The following is a 20466-nucleotide window of genomic DNA, read 5'->3' as shown; positions in this document are numbered from 1 at the left end:
TATGTCGCAACTCGTTCATTTTCAGGGCAACCCGGTTCCCGTTGCTGGCGCTATTCCGCAGGTTGGCGCAAAAGCGCAGCCGTTCACGCTTGTCGCTAAAGATCTCTCCGATGTTGCGCTGAGCCAGTTCGCCGGTAAGCGCAAAGTGCTGAACATTTTCCCGAGCATCGATACCGGTGTTTGCGCCGCTTCCGTGCGCAAATTCAACCAGCTGGCGACAGAGATGAACAACACCGTTGTGCTGTGCATCTCTGCTGACCTGCCGTTTGCCCAGTCCCGCTTCTGCGGCGCGGAAGGCCTGAGCAACGTTGTTACCCTCTCCACCCTGCGCGGTGCCGATTTCCTCGATAGCTATGGCGTCGGTATCTCCGACGGCGCGCTGAAAGGTCTGGCTGCACGTGCGGTCGTAGTGCTTGATGAGAACGATACGGTTATTTTCAGCGAGCTGGTGAATGAGATCACCAACGAGCCGGATTACACCGCTGCACTGGACGTGCTGAAAGGCTAATCGCCTCTGGAATGAAACAGGCCGGATAAGCGCTTACCGCTATCCGGCCTTTTTTATTGTTACAAGCTACTCGTCGCTCTTCTTCTGGCTTAAGCCATACTCCCGCAGCTTGTTGGCAATCGCCGTATGCGAGACGCCGAGGCGCTTCGCCAGCTTGCGCGTGCTGGGGTAATTTCGATAGAGCTGGGTTAACACCGAGCGCTCGAAGCGGCTGGTGATATCATCCAGCGATCCCTCCATCGCATCATCCCCGACCGGCAAGGTGGCCGCATCGTAATCCGGCAGCTGAATATCCTGCGCGCGCAGTTCATACCCCTCCAGCTGGGTTAAGGCGCGATAGATGGCGTTTTTCAGCTGGCGCACGTTGCCCGGCCAGTTATAGCGGCTAAGCAGCTGCGTCAAATCGTGGGCGAGTTTCGGCCGCGGTAAACCCTGTTCATCAGCAAAGCGCGCAACAAACAGTTCGGTCAGCGGCACGATATCCTGTGGGCGGTCGCGCAGCGGCGGCAGATTGAGGGTCAGCACGTTCAGGCGGTAGTAGAGATCTTCGCGGAACAGCCCCTTCTGCACCAGCTCCACAAGGTTACGCTGCGTCGCGCAGATCACCCGCACATCAACGTGCACTTCGTGATCTTCACCAACGCGACGGAAAGTACCATCATTAAGGAAACGCAGCAGTTTCACCTGCATACGCGGCGACATCTCGCCAATCTCATCCAGCAGCACCGAACCGCCGTTCGCCTGCTCGAAAAAGCCCTTTTTGCCTTCCGGCGCATGGCCAAACAGCTCGCTTTCGACAGACTCTTCAGGAATCGAGGCGCAGTTCAGCGCCAGATAGGGTTTTGCCGCGCGCGGGCTGGAAAGATGACAGGCGTGCGCCAGCAGATCCTTCCCGGTGCCGGTGTCGCCGGTAATCAGCAGCGGTGCGGTGAGGGTTGCCAGCTTGCGCGCCTGCTCAACCACGTGGCGCATTTTCGGGCTGACGGCGACAATCTGGCTGAACGCACTGACATCCTGCTGGCTGATATTTTGCAACTGGCGGCCCATTCGCGCCGTCGAGCGCAGCATCACTACCGCGCCGGTCAGCACCGCCTCGCCGGTTTCCCCTTCCAGATGCACCGGCGTGATTTCCATCAGGAAGTTCTGCCCGCCGATCACCACATGTTCGTTATGCGAATGCTGCGGATTGCCCTCCAGCCAGCGCTGGAAGTTGAAACCGGTGATTAATTGAGCCGCATTATGATTGAGCAGTTTATCCGGCTGTTGGCCAAAGAGCTGCGCGCTGGCGGCGTTTGCCAGTTCGATTTTGCACTTCATATCAAGCGACAGCACCGGTTCCGGCAGCGCTTCAAGCAGTGCGCTCATCGCGCGGTGTTCGCGCTCGGAGGGCATCCACAGCACGGTGCGGACGTCGGTGACGCCCTGAATACGGCGGATCTCCGCCATCAGGCTGCTGAAGCTGTTAAAGTCGAGCGCGGCGAAATTGAGGTAGATACGCCCGATGGGATCGATCTCAATGCCGCGCAGATCGATACCGCGCAACACCAGCAGATCAAGTAATTCGCGTGTCAGACCAAGCCGGTCCTCACAAAAAACTTCAAGACGCATGGGAACCTTCACCCTTATTCATTCACGTAATGAAAGGATGATATGCCACTTAACGGTCGGCAGGAAGATGTCTGTCAACAAATATTGACAGCCTGCGGAAAAAAGCGGCGCGGCGGCGTAAAGATAAGCGCGCAGCGCCTGCCTTCTAACCGGCTGTGCCGGAGGATTTGCCTTTCTGTAGCGTCTCTTTGACCTGAGTGATTAACTGACGGCGGAAATCGCCGAGCCTGGGTTTGTCACCATCGATCCACGGCAGCGGACGGCAAAGCTCCATCGCTTTAATGCCGAGGCGCGCGGTAAGCAGCCCGGCACCGATCCCCTGCGCTGCGCGGGCTGAGAGCCTGGCTGCCAGATCCTGCGACATCCAGTCCATCCCCACTTCGCGCACCAGTTCGCTGGCCCCGGCAAAAGCCATATTCAGCAGCACCAGGCGAAAAAGACGCAGGCGGCTGTAATAACCCAGCTCAATACCATTGAGCGCGGCAATGCGGTTAATTAAGCGCAGATTGCGCCAGGCGATAAACGCCATATCGACCATCGCCAGCGGGCTGACGGCAATCATCAGCGTCGATTCCGCCGCCGAGCGGCTGATTTCTCGCCGCGCCTGCGCATCCAGCACCGGCTGCACCAGGTAGGCGTAGAGCGTAACGATTTCGCGGTCGCTCTGGGTTTCATGGATCGCCGCGTACCAGCGCTGCAAGGCGGGATGGGATTTATCAAGCCCCGCCTGCTGCGCCAGTTTTTCGCAAAAAGCGCGTCCTTTGCCGGTGCCGTGGCTCTGCAACAGTTCGCGCGCTTCATCGCGCTCGTGCGCGCGCTGACGTAAACGCCACAGCCGCCGCCACTCGCTGGCAATTGATCCGACGCCTGCGCCAACGATCAGCGTACCCGCTGCGCAGCCACCGAGCGCCACCCAGTCCTGGGTCTGCCAGGCATTGATCGCCCACTGCACGCCCTGACCAATAACGGTAATACCGGCCAGTGCCAGCCCGGCGGTGACCATTTTGCGCCACAATGTGCGCTTCGGGCGCAACGCGGCTTCAACTACCGCTTCCGCCTGCCCCTCTTCGGGCAGTTCATCTACGGCAACCGGGGCAAACTTCTCGGCGGCGAGAGCGTCAAAGCGCTGCGCCTGTTTAAACTGCTCCTGCGCTGGCGTCTCCAGCGGCCCGGTGAAATCGATACGCGGTTTTAGCGGCTCGGTCATCGCAATTTATCTCCCAGTAAAAACTCCAGCGCGGCATCCAGCCGGATGTGCGGCAGCGGCGAATCGACATCCATCACCTGCGGGCGAAACGCCTCGAAATTAAAGCCCTGCTTCTCCCAGAATGCCTGCCCCGGCAAGCGCGCCGGCACTTCGCCGGGGTAGAAGGTGAGCGGCGAACCGTCGCTTAATCGGTGACCGCGTAACGCCGGAATCGTCTCGCCGTTAACCTCGATCATTCCGCTCTGCGTCGCCTGAATGGAAGCCAGCCCCATACAATCCATGCTGATGCCTTCAAAGGCGGCGTTTTGCCACGCGTCCTGAATCAGCTGTTGCAGGAGCGACACCATATTGGCGTGCTGATCGACGGTGATGTGGTCCGCCTTGGTGGCGGCAAAGAGCAGCTTATCGATCACCGGCGAAAAGAGACGGCGAAACAGCGTTCGCTGGCCGTAGTGGAAGCTCTGCATCAGTTGAGTAAGCGCGAGGCGCATATCGTTAAAGGCTTGCGGGCCGTTGTTAAGCGGTTGCAGGCAGTCAACCAGCACGATCTGCCGGTCAAATTTCAGGAAGTGGTTTTTATAAAAGCCTTTTACCACATGATCGCAGTAGTACTGATAGCGTTCGCGCAGCATCCCGGCGTTGGTGTGCCTGTCGGCCTGCGCCAGCTTCGCCTCGCCGGTACCATCAACATCCGGCCACGGGAAGAACTGCAATGCCGGTGCGCCTGCCATATCGCCCGGCAGCACAAATCGCCCCGGCTGAATAAAGTGCAGCCCTTCGCGCTTGCACTGGTGCAGGTACTCGGTCCAGGCGGCGGCAATCTCTGCCAGCCGGTTCTCATCGGCGGGCGCAAGCGGATCGAGTCCGGCGCAGAGCGCGCGCCATTTCTCAGACCAGGCCTGGCGCTGCCCGCTAAGCAGACCGGTCATCTGCCGCGACCAGCTCAGGTAATCCTGCGCCAGCATCGGCAGATCGAGCAGCCACTCGCCGGGGTAGTCGACAATTTCCAGATAGAGCGTGGAGGTCTCTTTAAAGTGACGTAATAGCGAGTCGCGGGAGCGAAAGCGCAGCGCGAGGCGGATTTCACTCACGCCGCGCGTCGGGGTTGGCCATACCGGCGGCGAGCCGTAAAGCTGAGCCAGCCCTTCATCATAGGTAAAACGGGGAATGCCGAAATCACGCTGGGGAACGCGTTTAACGCCGAGTAAGCGCTCTTCGCGCACCGCGCTGAACAGCGGCAGGCGTGCGCCGGTGTGAATTGAGAGAAGTTGATTAACCAGCGCGGTGATAAACGCGGTTTTACCGCTGCGGCTAAGGCCGGTCACCGCGAGACGGAGATGCTTGTCCATGCCGCGGTTGACCAGCGAGTTGATTTCGTTTCGTATTCGTTCCATCGCCATGCGTATGCGCCCTTAAATCCGGAAGAGTCCTGCTCACTATGAGATATGGGCGGCGACGCAGTTGTCAACGCTTACGCGTAACAGGCTTGTTATCAAAGCGGCGGGAGAGCTTATTCGCCGCGCGCTTAAGAAGCGGCTCCAGTGCGAATGCCAGCACCATTTTCAATGGTCGACGGGCAACGGATTTTACCGCCCAGCCCGCCACGCCCGCAGGTCCAACGCGCAGTGCGGTCAGCAACATCAGTTTGCCGACCAGCTTCAGGCCGGGTTTGACATTGCGGTTTACCTGTTGCCAGTGTCGATTCATATTCACCTCTTAAAGCTGACGAAAACGGCTACGCAGCGAGAACGTATCGGATGTGACATAACGCTCCATCTGGCGCAAACGGCTCTCGCCGGCGGCCAACTGGGCATCTACTGCATCCAGCAACTCGCTGTTGCTGGCCGGAACTTCACCTTCAGTGTAGTTATCCGGCAGCGGATCGAGCGCAAAATAGAGCGCGATATAGGCGACGACGACAAAGAAAAAGAGGCCAAACAGCATCGCCAGCACGGTGATGATACGCACCAGTCTGACCTGGATATCGAGATATTCCGCGATACCGGCGCAGACGCCGCCGAGCTTACCGCGCTGCGGAATACGCCATAATTTTTTATTCAGATTGAGGGTAGCCATCAGCGATCTCTCCAGTTTGGATGTTCTGCATCCAGAATATCTTCCAGCGCCTGAATGCGTTCGCGCATGCGCGTTGCTTCATCCGTCAGTTGCAGCAAACGTTGCTGTTCGTTCTGGTTAAGCGCGCCGCGTGAAGCGCGGTTGTTGTAGTGCAGCCATAACCAGACCGGTAAAACAAACAGAATGAATAACGTCAGGGGTATAGCCAGAAAAAGCGTGCTCATGTGTACTCCTTACAGGGATGCCAGCGGCATCTTCTGATGCCGCCGCTCGTTATTATTGGTTGTCCTGTTTCATTCTGGCTTTCAGTTGCGCCAGTTGCTCGCTGATTTCATCATCTGCCTGCAAATCGGCAAACTGCTGATCCAGCGGTTTTTGCTTACCAAAACCGTGGCTTTCCGCTTCGGCTTCCATCTGGTCGATACGACGCTCGAAGGACTCAAAGCGAGCCATTGCTTCATCCATTTTGCCGCTGTCGAGTTGACGGCGCACATCGCGCGAGGAGCTGGCAGCCTGGTGACGCAGCGTCAGCGCCTGCTGGCGAGCACGGGTTTCGCTCAGTTTGTTCTCCAGCTCGCCAATCTCTTTCTTCATGCGCGCCAGGCTTTCATCAACCAGCGTCACTTCCTGCTCCAGCGTTTCGATAAGCGTGGTCACTTTCTGTTTTTCGATCAGCGCCGCACGCGCCAGATCTTCTTTCTCTTTACGCAGCGCCAGTTCGGCTTTTTCCTGCCATTCAGCCTGCTGTGCGCTCGCCTGCTCAATACGGCGCGTTAACTGTTTCTTTTCAGCCAGCGCACGTGCAGAAGTAGAACGCACTTCAACCAGCGTATCTTCCATCTCCTGGATCATCAGGCGGACCAGTTTTTGCGGATCTTCCGCTTTCTCCAGCAGCGAGTTGATGTTGGCGTTCACGATGTCGGCAAAACGAGAAAAAATACCCATAATCTAATCCTCTTGATTTCTGTTATCGGGCTGAGCCCTGCTGCCTGATTAATACAATCTCCGTGCCAACTTTTCATCTGCTTGATTATAAAGGGAATGAATGATTTTACCTTAACCATAACTTAGACTAGAGTGGTTAAAGAGACCAACTTGTGGCGAATTTCATCATGGCAGAACAGAAAGATAACCTTCTTGGCGAAGCCAACAGCTTTATTGAGGTACTGGAACAGGTTTCCCGCCTTGCACCGATCGATAAACCGGTGCTGATTATCGGCGAGCGCGGCACCGGTAAAGAGCTGATTGCCAACCGCCTGCACTATCTCTCCTCGCGCTGGCAGGGGCCGTTTATCTCCTTAAACTGCGCGGCGCTGAATGAAAACCTGCTCGACAGCGAGCTGTTTGGTCATGAAGCGGGCGCCTTTACCGGGGCGCAGAAGCGCCACCCTGGCCGTTTTGAGCGCGCCGACGGCGGTACGCTGTTTCTGGATGAGCTGGCAACCGCGCCGATGCTGGTGCAGGAGAAGTTGCTGCGGGTGATTGAGTATGGCGAGCTGGAGCGCGTCGGCGGCAGCCAGCCGTTACAGGTTAATGTACGGCTAGTGTGCGCCACCAACGCCGATCTGCCGCAGATGGTGCAGGAAGGAACCTTTCGCGCCGACCTGCTCGACCGGCTGGCCTTTGATGTGGTGCTGTTACCGCCGCTGCGCCAGCGCCAGAGCGATATCATGCTGATGGCTGACCATTTCGCCATCCAGATGTGCCGTGAACTGCATATGCCGCTTTTCCCGGGTTTTACCGAGCATGCCCGCGAGGTGCTGATGAACTATGGCTGGCCGGGAAACATCCGCGAGCTGAAAAACGTGGTGGAGCGATCCGTCTACCGTCACGGCAGCAGCGACACGCCGCTGGACACCATTATCCTCGACCCTTTCCGCCGTGATGTGAGTGAAAAAGCGCCAGCGCCGAGGCAAGAAAATAGCGCAACTTCGCTGCCCGAACTGCCGCTGGATCTGCGACAGTTTCAGCTCGATCAGGAGAAAAACCTGCTCGAGCAGAGCCTGCAACAGGCCGAATTCAACCAGAAACGGGCGGCAGAGCGGCTTGGTTTAACCTATCACCAGCTACGCGCACTGCTGAAAAAGCATCAAATACGCTGAAATCGTCGACAATAACAGCAGTTGTCCGCAGACATTTGTACGTAGCCCAGGTAAGTGCGATACACTTTGCCCATTACTTTAAAACCGTTGAAAAAATCATGCGTCTGGTTTTCTCTTCCCTGCTTTTCACCGCACTGCTGGCGACCGGTACGGCTCAGGCTGCGCCTCTGCCCGCCGCCGCGCCGGATATCCGCGACAGCGGCTTTGTCTATTGCGTGAATGGCCAGGTTAATACCTTTAACCCGCAAAAAGCGAGCAGCGGGCTGATTGTCGACACCCTCGCCGCGCAGCTTTATAGCCGCCTGCTGGATGTTGATCCTTATACTTATCGTCTGGTGCCGGAGCTGGCGGAGAGCTGGGAGGTGCTGGATAACGGCGCAACCTACCGTTTTCGCTTGCGCAGCGGCGTCAATTTCCAGCATACCGCGTGGTTTACTCCCACCCGCACGCTGAATGCTGACGATGTGGTGTTTACCTTCCAGCGCATTTTCGATCGCCACCATCCGTGGCATAACGTCAATGGCGACAGCTTCCCCTATTTCGACAGCCTGCAATTTGCCGACTCGGTGGAGAGCGTGCGCAAGCTGGATAACCGCACCGTCGAGTTTCGCCTGAAAAAGCCGGATGCCTCCTTCTTATGGCATCTCGCCACGCACTACGCCTCGGTGATGTCGGCAGAGTATGCCGCGCAATTGCAAAAAAACGACCATCAGGAGCTGATTGACCGTCAGCCGGTCGGCACCGGGCCGTTCCAGCTGGATGAGTATCGCGCCGGACAGTACGTTCGGTTACAACGTCACGAAAAGTTCTGGCTCGGCAAGCCGTTGATGCAGCAAGTGGTTGTCGATCTTGGCTCTGGCGGCACCGGTCGTTTATCGAAACTACTCACCGGCGAGTGCGATGTACTGGCGTGGCCTGCTGCCAGCCAGCTGACGATTTTGCGTGACGACCCGCGGCTGCGTTTAACCCTGCGTCCGGGGATGAACATCGCTTACCTGGCGTTCAATACCAACAAACCGCCGCTCAACAATCCGGCAGTGCGTCACGCGCTGGCGCTGTCGATCAATAACCAACGCCTGATGCAGTCGATCTATTACGGCACAGCGGAAACTGCGGCGTCGATCCTGCCCCGCGCGTCGTGGGCATACGATAATGACGCGAATATTACCGAATACGATCCGAAACAGGCGCGCGAGCGCCTGAAAGCGCTGGGGCTGGAGAACCTCACCCTGCAACTGTGGGTGCCAACCAGTTCGCAGCCCTGGAACCCCAGCCCGCTGAAAACCGCCGAGCTGATTCAGGCGGATATGGCGCAGGTGGGCGTGAAAGTGGTGATTGTGCCGGTTGAGGGGCGCTTCCAGGAGGCGCGTCTGATGGACATGAATCACGATTTGACGCTCACCGGCTGGGCCACGGACAGTAACGATCCGGATAGCTTCTTCCGCCCGCTGCTGAGCTGTGCGGCGATTGATTCGCAAACCAACTTTGCCCACTGGTGCCAGCGCGAGTTTGATGAGGTGCTGCAAAAAGCGCTCGCCTCACAGCAGCTGGCGTCGCGCATCGATGAGTATGATGAAGCCCAGCAGATCCTCGCCCGCGAACTGCCGGTGCTGCCGCTCGCCTCCTCCCTGCGCTTGCAGGCGTACCGGTACGATATTAAAGGCCTGGTGCTGAGCCCGTTCGGCAGCGCCTCTTTCGCTGGCGTGTCGCGGGATAAAAAAGAGGTGTCGCCGTGATTATTTTTACTTTGCGTCGTTTGCTGCTGCTGCTGGTCACCCTCTTTTTACTGACCTTTGTCGGCTTCAGCCTGAGCTACTTTACCCCCCATGCGCCCTTGCAGGGCGCGACGCTGTGGAATGCGTGGATCTTCTGGTTTAACGGCCTGTTGCACTGGGATTTTGGCGTCTCGAGCATTAACGGGCAGCTGATTTCCGAGCAGTTGCAGGAAGTTTTCCCGGCGACGATGGAGCTCTGTATCCTCGCCTTTGGCTCGGCGTTGCTGGTCGGTATTCCGGTGGGGATGCTGGCAGGCGTGATGCGCGGCCGCTGGCAGGATAAAGCCATCAGCGCCGTCGCGCTGCTCGGCTTCTCCATTCCCGTCTTCTGGCTGGCGCTGCTGCTTACCCTCTTCTTCTCTCTCAATCTCGGCTGGCTGCCGGTTTCCGGGCGTTTTGATCTGCTGTATGAAGTGAAAACCGTCACCGGTTTTTCGCTGATTGACGCCTGGATTTCCGACTCGCCGTGGCGCGATGAGATGCTGATGAGCGCCCTGCGCCACGTCATCCTGCCGGTGGTGACGCTGGCGGTAGCACCGACCACCGAAGTGATCCGCCTGATGCGTATCAGCACCATTGACGTGTTTGAGAAAAACTACATTAAAGCGGCGGCGACGCGCGGTTTGTCCCGCTTTACTATTCTGCGCCGCCATGTGCTGCACAACGCCCTGCCGCCGGTGATCCCGCGCCTCGGGCTGCAATTCTCCACCATGCTGACGCTGGCGATGATCACCGAAGTGGTCTTTAGCTGGCCGGGGCTGGGCCGCTGGCTGATCAATGCTATCCGCCAGCAGGATTATGCCGCGATCTCCGCCGGCGTGATGGTTATCGGTTCATTAGTGATTATCGTCAACGTGCTCTCCGATATTCTCGGCGCGCTGGCGAACCCGTTAAAACATAAGGAATGGTATGCCTTACGATAGCGTCTACAGCGAAAAACGTGCGCCCGGCGCGCTGCGTACCGCGTGGCGCCACTTTTATGGCGATCCCACCGCGATGATCGGCCTCTATGGCTGCGGCGCGCTGGCGCTGCTCTGCCTGTTCGGTCACTGGTTCGCCCCTTACGGCATCGACCAGCAGTTTCTCGGCTACCAGCTTCTGCCGCCGTCGTGGTCGCGCTATGGCGATGTGTCGTTTTTTCTCGGCACTGACGATCTCGGCCGCGATGTGTTAAGCCGCCTGCTGAGCGGCGCGGCGCCTACCGTTGGCGGCGCGTTTCTGGTTACGCTCGCCGCCACGGTGTGCGGGCTGCTGCTCGGCGTTTTTGCCGGAGCGACGCACGGCCTGCGCTCGGCGGTGCTGAACCATATTCTCGATACCCTGCTCTCGCTGCCAACCCTGCTGCTGGCGATTATTGTGGTGGCTTTTGTCGGCCCGCATCTCTCCCATGCGATGTTTGCCGTCTGGCTGGCGCTTTTGCCGCGCATGGTGCGCTCGGTCTACAGCCTGGTGCATGACGAGCTGGAAAAAGAGTATGTTGTCGCCGCCCGTCTTGATGGCGCGTCGACGATGAATATTTTGTGGTACGCGATTCTGCCGAATATCACTGCCGGTATGGTGACGGAGATTACCCGCGCGCTGTCGATGGCGATCCTTGATATTGCCGCGCTGGGCTTTCTCGATCTCGGCGCGCAGCTCCCCTCGCCGGAGTGGGGCGCGATGCTGGGCGATGCGCTGGAGCTGATTTATGTTGCACCGTGGACGGTAATGCTGCCGGGCGCGGCGATTATGGTGAGCGTGCTGCTGGTTAACGTGCTGGGCGATGGCATCCGTCGCGCCATCACTGCGGGGGTGGAGTAATGCCGCTTCTTGATATCCGTAACCTGACTATTGAAGTCAAAACCGGTTCTGAATGGGTGAAAGCAGTCGACCGCGTCAGCCTGACCCTTGCCGAGGGGGAAATCCGTGGGCTGGTGGGTGAGTCCGGCTCCGGTAAAAGCCTGATTGCGAAAGCGATCTGTGGGGTTACCAAGGATAACTGGCGCGTCACGGCGGACCGTATGCGCTTTGATGATATCGACCTGATGCGCCTCTCGGCGCGCGAGCGGCGCAAGCTGCTGGGCCACAACGTGTCGATGATTTTCCAGGAGCCGCAATCCTGTCTCGATCCCTCCGAGCGTGTCGGCAAGCAGCTGATGCAAAACATCCCGCGCTGGACCTTTAAAGGCAAATGGTGGCAGCGCATGGGCTGGCGCAAACGCCGGGCGATTGAGCTGCTGCACCGCGTCGGCATTAAAGATCATAAAGATGCGATGCGCAGTTTCCCTTACGAGCTGACGGAAGGCGAGTGTCAGAAAGTGATGATCGCCATTGCGCTGGCCAACCAGCCGCGCCTGCTGATTGCCGATGAACCGACCAACGCCATGGAACCGACCACCCAGGCGCAGATTTTCCGCCTGCTCGACCGGCTGAACCAGAACAACAATACGACCATCATTTTGATCAGCCACGATTTGCAGATGCTGAGCAAGTGGGCCGACCGTATCAATGTGATGTACTGCGGGCAGACGGTTGAGACCGCGCCGAGCGAAGATCTGATCGCCACGCCGCATCACCCCTATACCCAGGCACTGATCCGCGCTATCCCCGATTTTGGCAGCGCAATGCCGCATAAAAGCCGCCTGAATACGCTGCCAGGCGCGATCCCGCTGCTTGAGCATCTGCCGATTGGCTGCCGCCTCGGGCCGCGCTGCCCCTATGCCCAGCGCAAATGTATTGAAACGCCGCGGCTTGCAGGACCGCGTAATCACCTGTTTGCCTGCCATTTCCCGCTGAATATGGAGAGTGAGTGAGATGGTTGAAACCTTACTTGAAGTGCGCAACCTGAGCAAAACCTTTCGCTACCGCACTGGCTGGTTCCGCCGCCAGACCGTTGAAGCGGTGAAGCCGCTCAGCTTTACCCTGCGCGAACGGCAGACGCTGGCGATTATCGGCGAGAACGGCTCAGGAAAATCGACGCTGGCGAAAATGCTGGCGGGAATGATTGCCCCTACCGCCGGGGAACTGGTGATTGACGATAAGCCGCTGCATTACGGCGATTACACCTTCCGCAGCCAGCATATCCGCATGATTTTTCAGGATCCGACCACCTCGCTTAACCCGCGCCAGCGGCTGTCGCAGATCCTTGATTTCCCTTTGCGTCTCAACACCGATCTGGAGCCGGACGCGCGGCGTAAACGCATCCTGGAAACCCTGCGCATGGTCGGCCTGCTGCCGGATCACGTCAGCTACTATCCGCACATGCTGGCGCCGGGGCAGAAACAGCGCCTTGGGCTGGCGCGCGCGCTGATCCTGCGCCCGAAAGTGATTATTGCTGACGAAGCGCTGGCCTCGCTCGATATGTCGATGCGTTCGCAGTTAATCAACCTGATGCTGGAATTACAGGAGAAACAGGGTATCTCTTATATTTATGTCACCCAGCATATCGGCATGATGAAACATATCAGCGATCAGGTGCTGGTGATGCATCAGGGGGAAGTGGTGGAGCGCGGCAGCACTGCCGATGTGCTCGCCTCGCCGCTGCACGATCTCACAAAACGCTTAATTGCCGGTCATTTTGGCGAAGCCTTAACCGCCGACGCCTGGCGAAAAGACCGCTGAGACCAAACCTTTCAGTGGTCGGATTAACGGAGACGGCGACTCATGATAGAATCGCCGCGTTTTAACGACGCTCGCCCCAACAGAGCCGCGAGCGCCACAACAATGAATATAAGGATTAAAGCTATGGGTTTTCTTTCCGGTAAGCGCATTCTGGTGACTGGCGTAGCCAGCAAACTCTCCATCGCATACGGCATCGCACAGGCTATGCATCGCGAAGGCGCGGAGCTGGCGTTCACCTACCAGAACGACAAGCTGAAAGGCCGTGTTGAAGAGTTTGCCGCCCAGCTGGGTTCCAGCATCGTGCTGGAGTGTGATGTGGCGCAAGATGAGAGCATCGACGCCCTGTTTACTGACCTGGCGAAAGTCTGGCCAAAATTTGACGGCTTCGTGCACTCCATCGGTTTCGCACCGGGCGATCAGCTGGACGGCGACTATGTTAACGCCGTAACCCGTGAAGGCTTCAAAATTGCCCACGACATCAGCTCCTACAGCTTTGTAGCGATGGCTAAAGCCTGCCGCGAAATGCTGAACCCGGGCTCCGCGCTGCTGACTCTCTCCTACCTGGGCGCAGAGCGCGCTATCCCGAACTACAACGTGATGGGCCTGGCGAAAGCGTCTCTGGAAGCGAACGTGCGCTATATGGCGAACGCGATGGGTCCGGAAGGCGTGCGCGTCAACGGCATCTCCGCGGGTCCGATCCGCACCCTGGCGGCTTCCGGTATCAAAGACTTCCGTAAAATGCTGGCACACTGCGAAGCGGTTACCCCGATCCGTCGCACCGTGACCATCGAAGACGTCGGCAACTCTGCGGCGTTCCTCTGCTCTGACCTCTCTGCCGGTATCTCCGGTGAAGTGGTTCACGTTGACGGCGGTTTCAACATCGCAGCGATGAACGAGCTGGAAATCAAATAATTCCCCAATGCCCCTTCTACCGAAGGGGCGTTTTTTTATGCCTTTCTGATATTTGTTATCACCTAACAATCTTTTATCCCGCCTCCCCCTTACGCCAGGATTAAGCAGCACCACCGATCCGGCAAGCCAAGACCTGACGTCGTCCCCGGATCGCCACTTTGAGACCAAGGAACGACCATGGAACAACGCCGGATTGCAGGCAAAAGCCACTGGTATCATGAGACCCAGTCAAGCGCCAGCCGGGTACACGCGCTACCGTTGGTTCCCGAAGCCGCTACCGTTAATGACCCCTTTCTGCTCGACCTGACTGTGCCGGATGATTTGCATGGCGATGTCGAGGCCATTGCCGCGCCCGCGCGCAAACTCTACGCCCTGCTCTTTCCGCAGCGGATACAGACCACGCGGCTGCGCACCTTCAGCGCCTACGATCGGCTCAGCACCGCGCTCACCGTGGCGCAAGTGTTTGGCGTCCAGCGTTTATGCAACCACTACGCCGCACGGCTCGCTCCTCTGGCGGCCCCCGATTCATCGCGAGAGAGCAACTGCCGACTGGCGCAGATCACGCAATATGCGCGTCAGCTAGCTGCCTCGCCGTCGGTGATTGATGCCCGCGCCCGTCAGCAACTCGAAGAGGTCGGCCTGACGCTGTTCGATATTGTGCTCTTCAATCAGATTGTCGGGTTTATCGCCTTCCAGGCGCGGGTGCTCGCCATTTTGCAGGCGCTGCTGGGGCAACCGGTGCGCTATATTCCCGGCATGGAGACGCAGCCGCCCGCTGATGCCAGCCTGTTTGCCGATGCAAACGCGGGCTGGCAACCGGCGATTGAGGGGGTTGACCCGCGTGTATCAAACGCCGCGCAGATGGGCTCCCTTGCCCACTGGCAGCCCCTGCCCGAGCTGCGTCAGCTTGCGCCGCTGCTGGCGCACGAGCATTTGCTGCTTAACGAACTGGGCGAGATTTGCCAGCAGGTGAATACCATTACGCCGAATAAAACGCTGGGCTGGCTGGTCGGAGCCTCAACCGCGCGCATCAACGGTAGCACCGGCTGTTTTGCTGAGCGCCTGCAACGTGGCGTTCATGCTGCCGGGCTGCGGGAAGCGCTGCGCCAGGGCGAACCTGCCCTCAGCGCGTTTCTGGCGGATAACGATAAAGAGCGCACTCTGGTGCAGGCGGTGCAAATGCTGACCTGCGCACCGGACAGATTCAGCCCGGGCCAGCTTGCAGCGCTCTCGGACGCTGGTTTTAGCACTCAGGTAGCATTCAGTCTGCTGCTGCGCTGTGCCCTGTGCGGCTGGATCAACCGGCTGAAGATCGCCCTCGGCGAGCCTGCGGCGTAAGGCTATAAACCGGGCGGCGCGCAGGAGATTTTGCTGAAAGAGCGCTTGCTGCAACAGGCGGAATCGCGTAAAACTGTCAGCCGCTCTTTTAGCCACGAAAATAGATGATTATGCTCCAGGATAACCCGCTGCTCGCGCAGCTTAAACAGCAGCTCCACTCTCAGACACCGCGTGCAGAAGGTGTTGTTAAAGGCACCGAGAAAGGCTTCGGATTTCTGGAAGTCGATGCTCAAAAAAGCTATTTCATCCCGCCGCCGCAGATGAAAAAAGTGATGCACGGCGATCGTATTGTTGCCGTTATTCACACGGAAAAAGAGCGCGAAAGCGCGGAGCCGGAAACGCTGGTCGAGCCTTTTCTGACCCGTTTCGTGGGCAAAGTGCACAAAAAAGATGACCGCCTGTCGATTGTGCCGGATCATCCTTTACTCAAAGACTCCATTCCCTGTCGCGCCGCGCGCGGCGTGGAGCATGATTTTAAAGAGGGTGACTGGGCGGTCGCCGAGATGCGCCGTCACCCGCTGAAAGGCGATCGCGGCTTCTACGCGGAACTCACGCAATTTATCACCTTCTCCGATGACCACTTTGTGCCGTGGTGGGTAACGCTTGCCCGTCATAACCTCGAAAAAGAGGCGCCGAACGGCGTGGCGACAGAGATGCTCGATGATGGCCTGCAGCGTGTGGATTTGACCGCGCTTGATTTCGTCACCATCGACAGCGCCAGCACCGAAGATATGGATGATGCGCTTTACGCTGAAGAGCTGGCGGACGGCAAGCTGCAGCTGACCGTGGCGATTGCCGATCCTACCGCGTGGATTGCCGAAGGCAGCAAGCTTGACGATGCGGCGAAAATTCGCGCCTTCACCAACTACCTGCCGGGCTTCAACATTCCGATGCTGCCGCGCGAACTCTCTGACGATCTCTGCTCCCTGCGCGCGAACGAAGTGCGCCCGGCGCTGGTCTGCCGCATGACGCTGGACAGCGACGGCACGATCGAAGAGAACATTGAATTTTTCGCCGCCACCATCGAATCAAAAGCCAAACTGGCCTATGACGATGTCTCTGACTGGCTGGAAAACCGTGGCGAGTGGCAGCCTGTTAATGACGCAATCGCTTCGCAGATCCGTTTGCTGAAACGCGCCTGCGATTTGCGCGGCCAGTGGCGTCAGACCCATGCGCTGGTGTTTAAAGACCGCCCGGATTACCGCTTTGTGCTGGGCGAAAAAGGCGAAGTGCTGGATATCGTTGCCGAGCCGCGCCGCATTGCCAACCGCATCGTTGAAGAGTCGATGATTGCCGCCAACATCTGCGCCGCGCGCGTGCTGCGCGACAAGCTGGGCTTTGGTATCTACAACGTCCATTTAGGTTTCGACCCGGCGAACAGCGAGCAGCTGGTGGCGATGCTGAAAACCCACGGCGTTGAAGTGAACGCTGAAGAAGTATTGACGCTGGAAGGCTTCTGCAAACTGCGCCGCGAACTCGACGCGCAGCCTTCCGGGTTCCTCGACAGCCGCATTCGTCGCTTCCAGTCCTTCGCCGAAATCAGCATCAATCCAGGCCCGCACTTCGGTCTGGGGCTGGATGCCTACGCAACCTGGACCTCGCCGATTCGTAAGTATGGCGATATGGTCAACCACCGCCTGCTGAAAGCGATTATTAAAGGTGAAACGCCGGTGCGTCCGCAGGATGAGACCACCGTGCAGATGGCCGAGCGCCGTCGCCTGAACCGCATGGCCGAGCGCGATGTCGGCGACTGGCTCTATGCCCGTTTCCTGCAAAACAAAGCCGGCACCGACACCCGCTTCGCAGCGGAAATCATCGATGTCAGCCGCGGCGGGATGCGCGTTCGCCTTGTGGATAACGGCGCGGTCGCCTTTATCCCTGCCCCGTTCATTCATGCCGTGCGTGATGAGCTGGTGTGCAGCCAGGAGAGCGGCACCGTGCAGATCAAAGGTGAAGTGGTGTTCAAAGTGACGGATGTCATTGATGTCACCATCGCCGAAGTGCGCATGGAAACCCGCAGCGTGATCGCCCGTCCGGTGATGTAACGCTTCTACGCTCCTTCCCGTCCGGGAGGGAGCGCTTTTCTGCCGATATATTGCGCATTTTTAAGCACTTTCCCTCCCACAAATAGCGAAAACCAACCACACTTCACATCAGGCAGCGGTTTGTTTACCGCCCACATTTGCGTGCGGCAGCCGTCTCTGCTTTTCACACCAGGTAATGCTTTACTCACCACTCCTATAAAAACAATACGTTAACGGAGAACCGCTTTGTCATTAACGGCGGTTGTCGGTCATCAACAGGTGCCCGTCCTGTGGCGGGTAGGTTGGGAGAACGCATGAGAGAGACGCAGGAACAGAGCGTGCTGTTTCGCTATCTGGGTTCACACAGTCCTTACTGGCGGCTTACGGCTGACAGCAACGCCCTGCATTTCGCCCCTGAAGAGCATGCCGATACAACGCAGGTGGTGGCGCTGACGGATGAGCAGGCGGCACAGATCCGCGCGATGACGGTGATCACCTCCAGCCTGACCATGCCCCTCACCCTATTTGGCGAAGAGGTGACGGTTCACCTTGTCGGGCGCAAAATTACCCGTAATGCCTGGGCGGGTAGCGCATCGACATGGGACGATACTCAGGCTGTCGCCCGCGATCTGGTGCAGGGCCTCTCCTTTGCTGAGCAGGTGGTGTCAGAAGCCAATTCGGTGATCGTGATCCTTGACCGGCTGGGCAATATTCAGCGTTTTAACCGCCTGAGCGAAGAGTACACCGGCCTGAAAGAGCACGAAGTGATTGGGCAAAACGTCTTCAAGCTGTTTATGAGCCGCAGTGAAGCGGCGGCCTCAAAGCGCAATATCACCCAGTTTTTCCGCGATGGCTCCTCGTACGAAGTGGAGCGCTGGGTGAAGACGCGCAAAGGCCAGCGCCTGTTTATCTTCCGCAATAAATTTGTGCACAGCGGTAGCGGTAAAAACGAGGTTTACCTTATCTGCTCCGGTACCGACATTACCGAGGAGCGCCATGCCCAGGAGCGGCTCCGGGTGCTGGCGAATACCGATACCGTTACCGGTTTACCCAATCGCAACGCTATCCAGGATCGCATCAGCGATGCCATTGCCGCGCGCGGCGACTCGCAGGTCGGCGTGGTCTATCTCGATCTCGATAACTTTAAAAAAGTGAACGATGCCTATGGGCATATGTTTGGCGACCAGCTGTTGCAGGCCGTTGCGCTGGCCATATTGGGCTGTCTTGAGGAGGGCCAGGTGCTGGCGCGGCTTGGCGGCGATGAGTTTATCGTGCTGGCGACCGACACTTCGCAAGTGGCGCTGGAGGCGATGGCATCGCGCATTTTATGTCGATTGCGTGCGCCGTTCCGCATCGGGCTGATTGAGATCTACTCCGGCTGCTCAATTGGCATTGCCCTCGCCCCCGAACATGGTAACGACCGCGAAAATCTGATTCGTAATGCCGATACCGCGATGTACACCGCCAAAGAGAGTGGCCGCGGCAAGTTTTGTGTGTTTTGCGCCGAGATGAACCAGCGGGTATTTGAGTATCTCTGGCTTGATACCAATCTGCGCAAGGCGCTGGATAAAGAGCAACTGGTGATTCACTACCAGCCGAAAGTGAACCGGGAGGGCGAAGTGCGCAGCCTCGAAGCGCTGGTGCGCTGGCAGTCGCCCGAGCGCGGGTTGATCCCACCGCTCGATTTTATCTCCTACGCCGAAGAGTCCGGCCTGATTGTGCCACTCGGCCGCTGGGTGATGCTGGATGTGGTCAGGCAAGTGGCAAAATGGCGCGACCAGGGGATTGACCTGCGCGTGGCGGTGAATGTCTCTGCGCGACAGCTCGCCGATCAGACCATCTTCAGCGATCTGAAACGGGCGCTCAGTGAACTTCATTTTACTGACTGCCCGATTGACGTTGAGCTGACCGAAAGCTGCATTATTGAGAACGAAGCGCTGGCGCTCTCTGTGATCCAGCAGTTCAGCGCGCTGGGGGCGCAGGTGCATCTGGATGACTTTGGTACCGGCTACTCCTCACTATCACAACTGGCACGCTTTCCCCTTAACGCCATCAAACTCGATCAGAGCTTTGTGCGCGATATTCATCAACAGCCGATTTCGCAATCGCTGGTGCGCGCCATTGTCGCGGTGGCGGCGGCGCTTAAACTGCAGGTGATTGCTGAAGGGGTGGAGAGTGCGCAGGAGGATGCGTTTTTGACCGACAATGGCGTCCATGAGCGGCAGGGGTTTCTGTTCGCCAGACCGATGCCCGCTGCCGCGTTTGAACGTTGGTTTACATGCTACCGGCAACGCAAGGCGCGTTAACCGGCTTTACTGAGCGCAACCGCCGTATGGCGGTTTTGCAACAGCACCAGGCGCTCCATATAGGCGATATCTTTCGCTTGCAGGCAGAAGGCGGCATCTACCCAATCCTCCGTGATATCCATCAGCTCGCTGCGCGGCAGTTGCAGCACGCGCTGGCGCGCCCTGAGCATGGCACGCACGCCATTGAGGCGAGGTTGCAGCGTATCGATAAAGGTACGCACGGCCATAAAGCCTTGTCCCTCTTCAAACGCGACATCGACCAGCCCTTTTGACGCATACCACTCCGCCGAATGGGACTCCCCTTTATAGATAAGCTCTTCCGCCAGTTTCATCCCCGAGCGGCGCGAAACCAATGAATAGGCCCCCATGCCGGGAAAGAGGTTAAAGGCGATCTCCGGGAAACCGAGGCGCGCATCGCGCTGCGCCAGCACAAAATGGTGCGCCAGCGCGGCCTCAAAGCCACCGCCGAGCGCACTGCCTTCGATCATCGCCAGCGAAATTGCGCCGGTGTCAAAACCGCGTGACGCCGCATGCACACAATCCACGCAGGCACGGGCATAGGCGCGTAACGCTTCACGGCGTCCGTTTTTGATGCACTCGACAAAAAAGTGCAGATCGCCGCCGGTGTTGAACATACCGGGAACCAGCGATCCGGTGACCCAGAAGTCAACGGCAAAACCGCTCTGCCTGACCAGCCAGGAGAGGTTCATGATCTCCTCAATCAGCTGATGGTTGAAGCAGGGACGCGGTCTCGCGCGCAGCATCATCCATACGGTGCGCCGCTCCTCTTCGTAAAAACCTGAGAGTTGCGTGAAACGTTGTTCATCGGTAAAGAGTTTGCAGGTCGGTTGATTACTTATCGTCATTGCGTATTCCTCCAGATAGTGCGCGTTGCGCGCCTGCAAAGACTACGTCACGCTCTGACCGACCACGGGCGGAGGGATGAATATATACTTCATGCAGAGAAGCGCCTGAGATGTGGTTTTTTCCCTTCTCTTTTTAAACGCTTT

Annotated in this window: 19 protein-coding genes; 11 read left to right on the top strand and 8 right to left on the bottom strand. The window is 58.2% G+C overall.

The genetic code is table 11. From position 1 onward, the window contains the following. Nucleotide 1: 1 nt before the first annotated feature. Nucleotides 2-508: a thiol peroxidase gene (tpx, locus tag N7V53_RS11430; RefSeq protein ID WP_279793424.1), complete on the top strand. Its 507-nt coding sequence runs from the start codon at nt 2-4 to the stop codon at nt 506-508. Nucleotides 509-574: 66 nt separating this feature from the next. Here the strand turns inward: tpx and tyrR are convergent, their stop codons facing one another. The 7 genes from tyrR to pspA all read right to left on the bottom strand — a co-directional run bounded on the left by tyrR (nt 575) and on the right by pspA (nt 6344). Beyond that, on the bottom strand, nt 575-2116 hold the full coding sequence (tyrR, locus tag N7V53_RS11425; protein WP_279793423.1) for a transcriptional regulator TyrR: 1542 nt from the start codon (nt 2114-2116) through the stop codon (nt 575-577). Between the two features lie 145 nt (nt 2117-2261). Then, nucleotides 2262-3323, bottom strand: coding sequence for a TIGR01620 family protein (locus N7V53_RS11420; RefSeq protein WP_279793422.1), 1062 nt, complete (start codon nt 3321-3323; stop codon nt 2262-2264). Next, nucleotides 3320-4717: a YcjX family protein gene (locus N7V53_RS11415; protein ID WP_279793421.1), complete on the bottom strand. Its 1398-nt coding sequence runs from the start codon at nt 4715-4717 to the stop codon at nt 3320-3322. The genes N7V53_RS11420 and N7V53_RS11415 overlap by 4 nt, the downstream gene beginning before the upstream one ends. 70 nt (nt 4718-4787) lie before the next feature. Next, nucleotides 4788-5030: a phage shock protein PspD gene (pspD, locus tag N7V53_RS11410; protein WP_023478580.1), complete on the bottom strand. Its 243-nt coding sequence runs from the start codon at nt 5028-5030 to the stop codon at nt 4788-4790. Nucleotides 5031-5039: 9 nt separating this feature from the next. Next, on the bottom strand, nt 5040-5399 hold the full coding sequence (gene pspC / locus N7V53_RS11405; RefSeq protein ID WP_023478705.1) for an envelope stress response membrane protein PspC: 360 nt from the start codon (nt 5397-5399) through the stop codon (nt 5040-5042). Continuing rightward, nucleotides 5399-5623 (bottom strand): envelope stress response membrane protein PspB, encoded by a 225-nt coding sequence (gene pspB / locus N7V53_RS11400; RefSeq protein ID WP_023478697.1) that lies wholly within the window; start codon nt 5621-5623, stop codon nt 5399-5401. Before pspB ends, pspC begins: the two co-directional genes overlap by 1 nt. 52 nt (nt 5624-5675) lie before the next feature. After that, the gene (gene pspA / locus N7V53_RS11395) at nt 5676-6344 is read right to left on the bottom strand and encodes a phage shock protein PspA (RefSeq protein WP_023478673.1); all 669 of its coding nucleotides are present in this window, start codon (nt 6342-6344) and stop codon (nt 5676-5678) included. A 167-nt stretch (nt 6345-6511) separates the two neighbouring features. On the opposite strand from pspA, the gene pspF reads away from it, so the two are divergent. From pspF to pdeR, 10 genes are all read left to right on the top strand, one after another. Continuing rightward, on the top strand, nt 6512-7501 hold the full coding sequence (gene pspF / locus N7V53_RS11390) for a phage shock protein operon transcriptional activator (RefSeq protein ID WP_279793420.1): 990 nt from the start codon (nt 6512-6514) through the stop codon (nt 7499-7501). A 98-nt stretch (nt 7502-7599) separates the two neighbouring features. Beyond that, nucleotides 7600-9237, top strand: a complete 1638-nt coding sequence (gene sapA, locus N7V53_RS11385; protein WP_279793419.1) for an ABC transporter substrate-binding protein SapA — start codon at nt 7600-7602, stop codon at nt 9235-9237. Beyond that, nucleotides 9234-10199: a putrescine export ABC transporter permease SapB gene (sapB, locus tag N7V53_RS11380; protein ID WP_124968217.1), complete on the top strand. Its 966-nt coding sequence runs from the start codon at nt 9234-9236 to the stop codon at nt 10197-10199. The genes sapA and sapB overlap by 4 nt, the downstream gene beginning before the upstream one ends. Next, complete coding sequence (gene sapC, locus N7V53_RS11375; protein ID WP_023478710.1) at nt 10186-11076, top strand: putrescine export ABC transporter permease SapC; 891 nt, start codon at nt 10186-10188, stop codon at nt 11074-11076. Before sapB ends, sapC begins: the two co-directional genes overlap by 14 nt. Beyond that, nucleotides 11076-12068 carry a putrescine export ABC transporter ATP-binding protein SapD gene (gene sapD / locus N7V53_RS11370; RefSeq protein WP_023478893.1) on the top strand — a complete coding sequence of 331 codons (993 nt, stop codon included), beginning with the start codon at nt 11076-11078 and terminating at the stop codon, nt 12066-12068. The genes sapC and sapD overlap by 1 nt, the downstream gene beginning before the upstream one ends. 1 nt (nt 12069) lies before the next feature. Next, nucleotides 12070-12876: a peptide ABC transporter ATP-binding protein SapF gene (gene sapF / locus N7V53_RS11365; RefSeq protein ID WP_279793418.1), complete on the top strand. Its 807-nt coding sequence runs from the start codon at nt 12070-12072 to the stop codon at nt 12874-12876. 123 nt (nt 12877-12999) lie between these two features. After that, a complete protein-coding gene (gene fabI, locus N7V53_RS11360; RefSeq protein ID WP_023478625.1) occupies nt 13000-13788 on the top strand; it encodes an enoyl-ACP reductase FabI in 789 nt (262 codons plus the stop codon). A gap of 177 nt (nt 13789-13965) precedes the next feature. Next, nucleotides 13966-15126, top strand: a complete 1161-nt coding sequence (locus N7V53_RS11355; protein WP_279793417.1) for a CMD domain-containing protein — start codon at nt 13966-13968, stop codon at nt 15124-15126. A gap of 110 nt (nt 15127-15236) precedes the next feature. Further along, nucleotides 15237-17171, top strand: coding sequence for an exoribonuclease II (locus N7V53_RS11350; protein ID WP_042714825.1), 1935 nt, complete (start codon nt 15237-15239; stop codon nt 17169-17171). 293 nt (nt 17172-17464) lie between these two features. After that, nucleotides 17465-19456, top strand: a complete 1992-nt coding sequence (pdeR, locus tag N7V53_RS11345; protein WP_279793416.1) for a cyclic di-GMP phosphodiesterase — start codon at nt 17465-17467, stop codon at nt 19454-19456. Here pdeR and N7V53_RS11340 read toward each other — a convergent pair. Next, a complete protein-coding gene (locus N7V53_RS11340) occupies nt 19453-20322 on the bottom strand; it encodes a crotonase/enoyl-CoA hydratase family protein (protein WP_023478610.1) in 870 nt (289 codons plus the stop codon). The genes pdeR and N7V53_RS11340 overlap by 4 nt on opposite strands. Nucleotides 20323-20466 lie beyond the last annotated feature (144 nt).

Origin of the sequence: Kosakonia sp. HypNH10 (assembly GCF_029850615.1) — a bacterium.
Classification (GTDB): domain Bacteria; phylum Pseudomonadota; class Gammaproteobacteria; order Enterobacterales; family Enterobacteriaceae; genus Kosakonia; species Kosakonia cowanii.
Note: the sequence above shows the minus strand (reverse complement) of the source record. Positions and strands in the feature narration are given on the sequence as shown.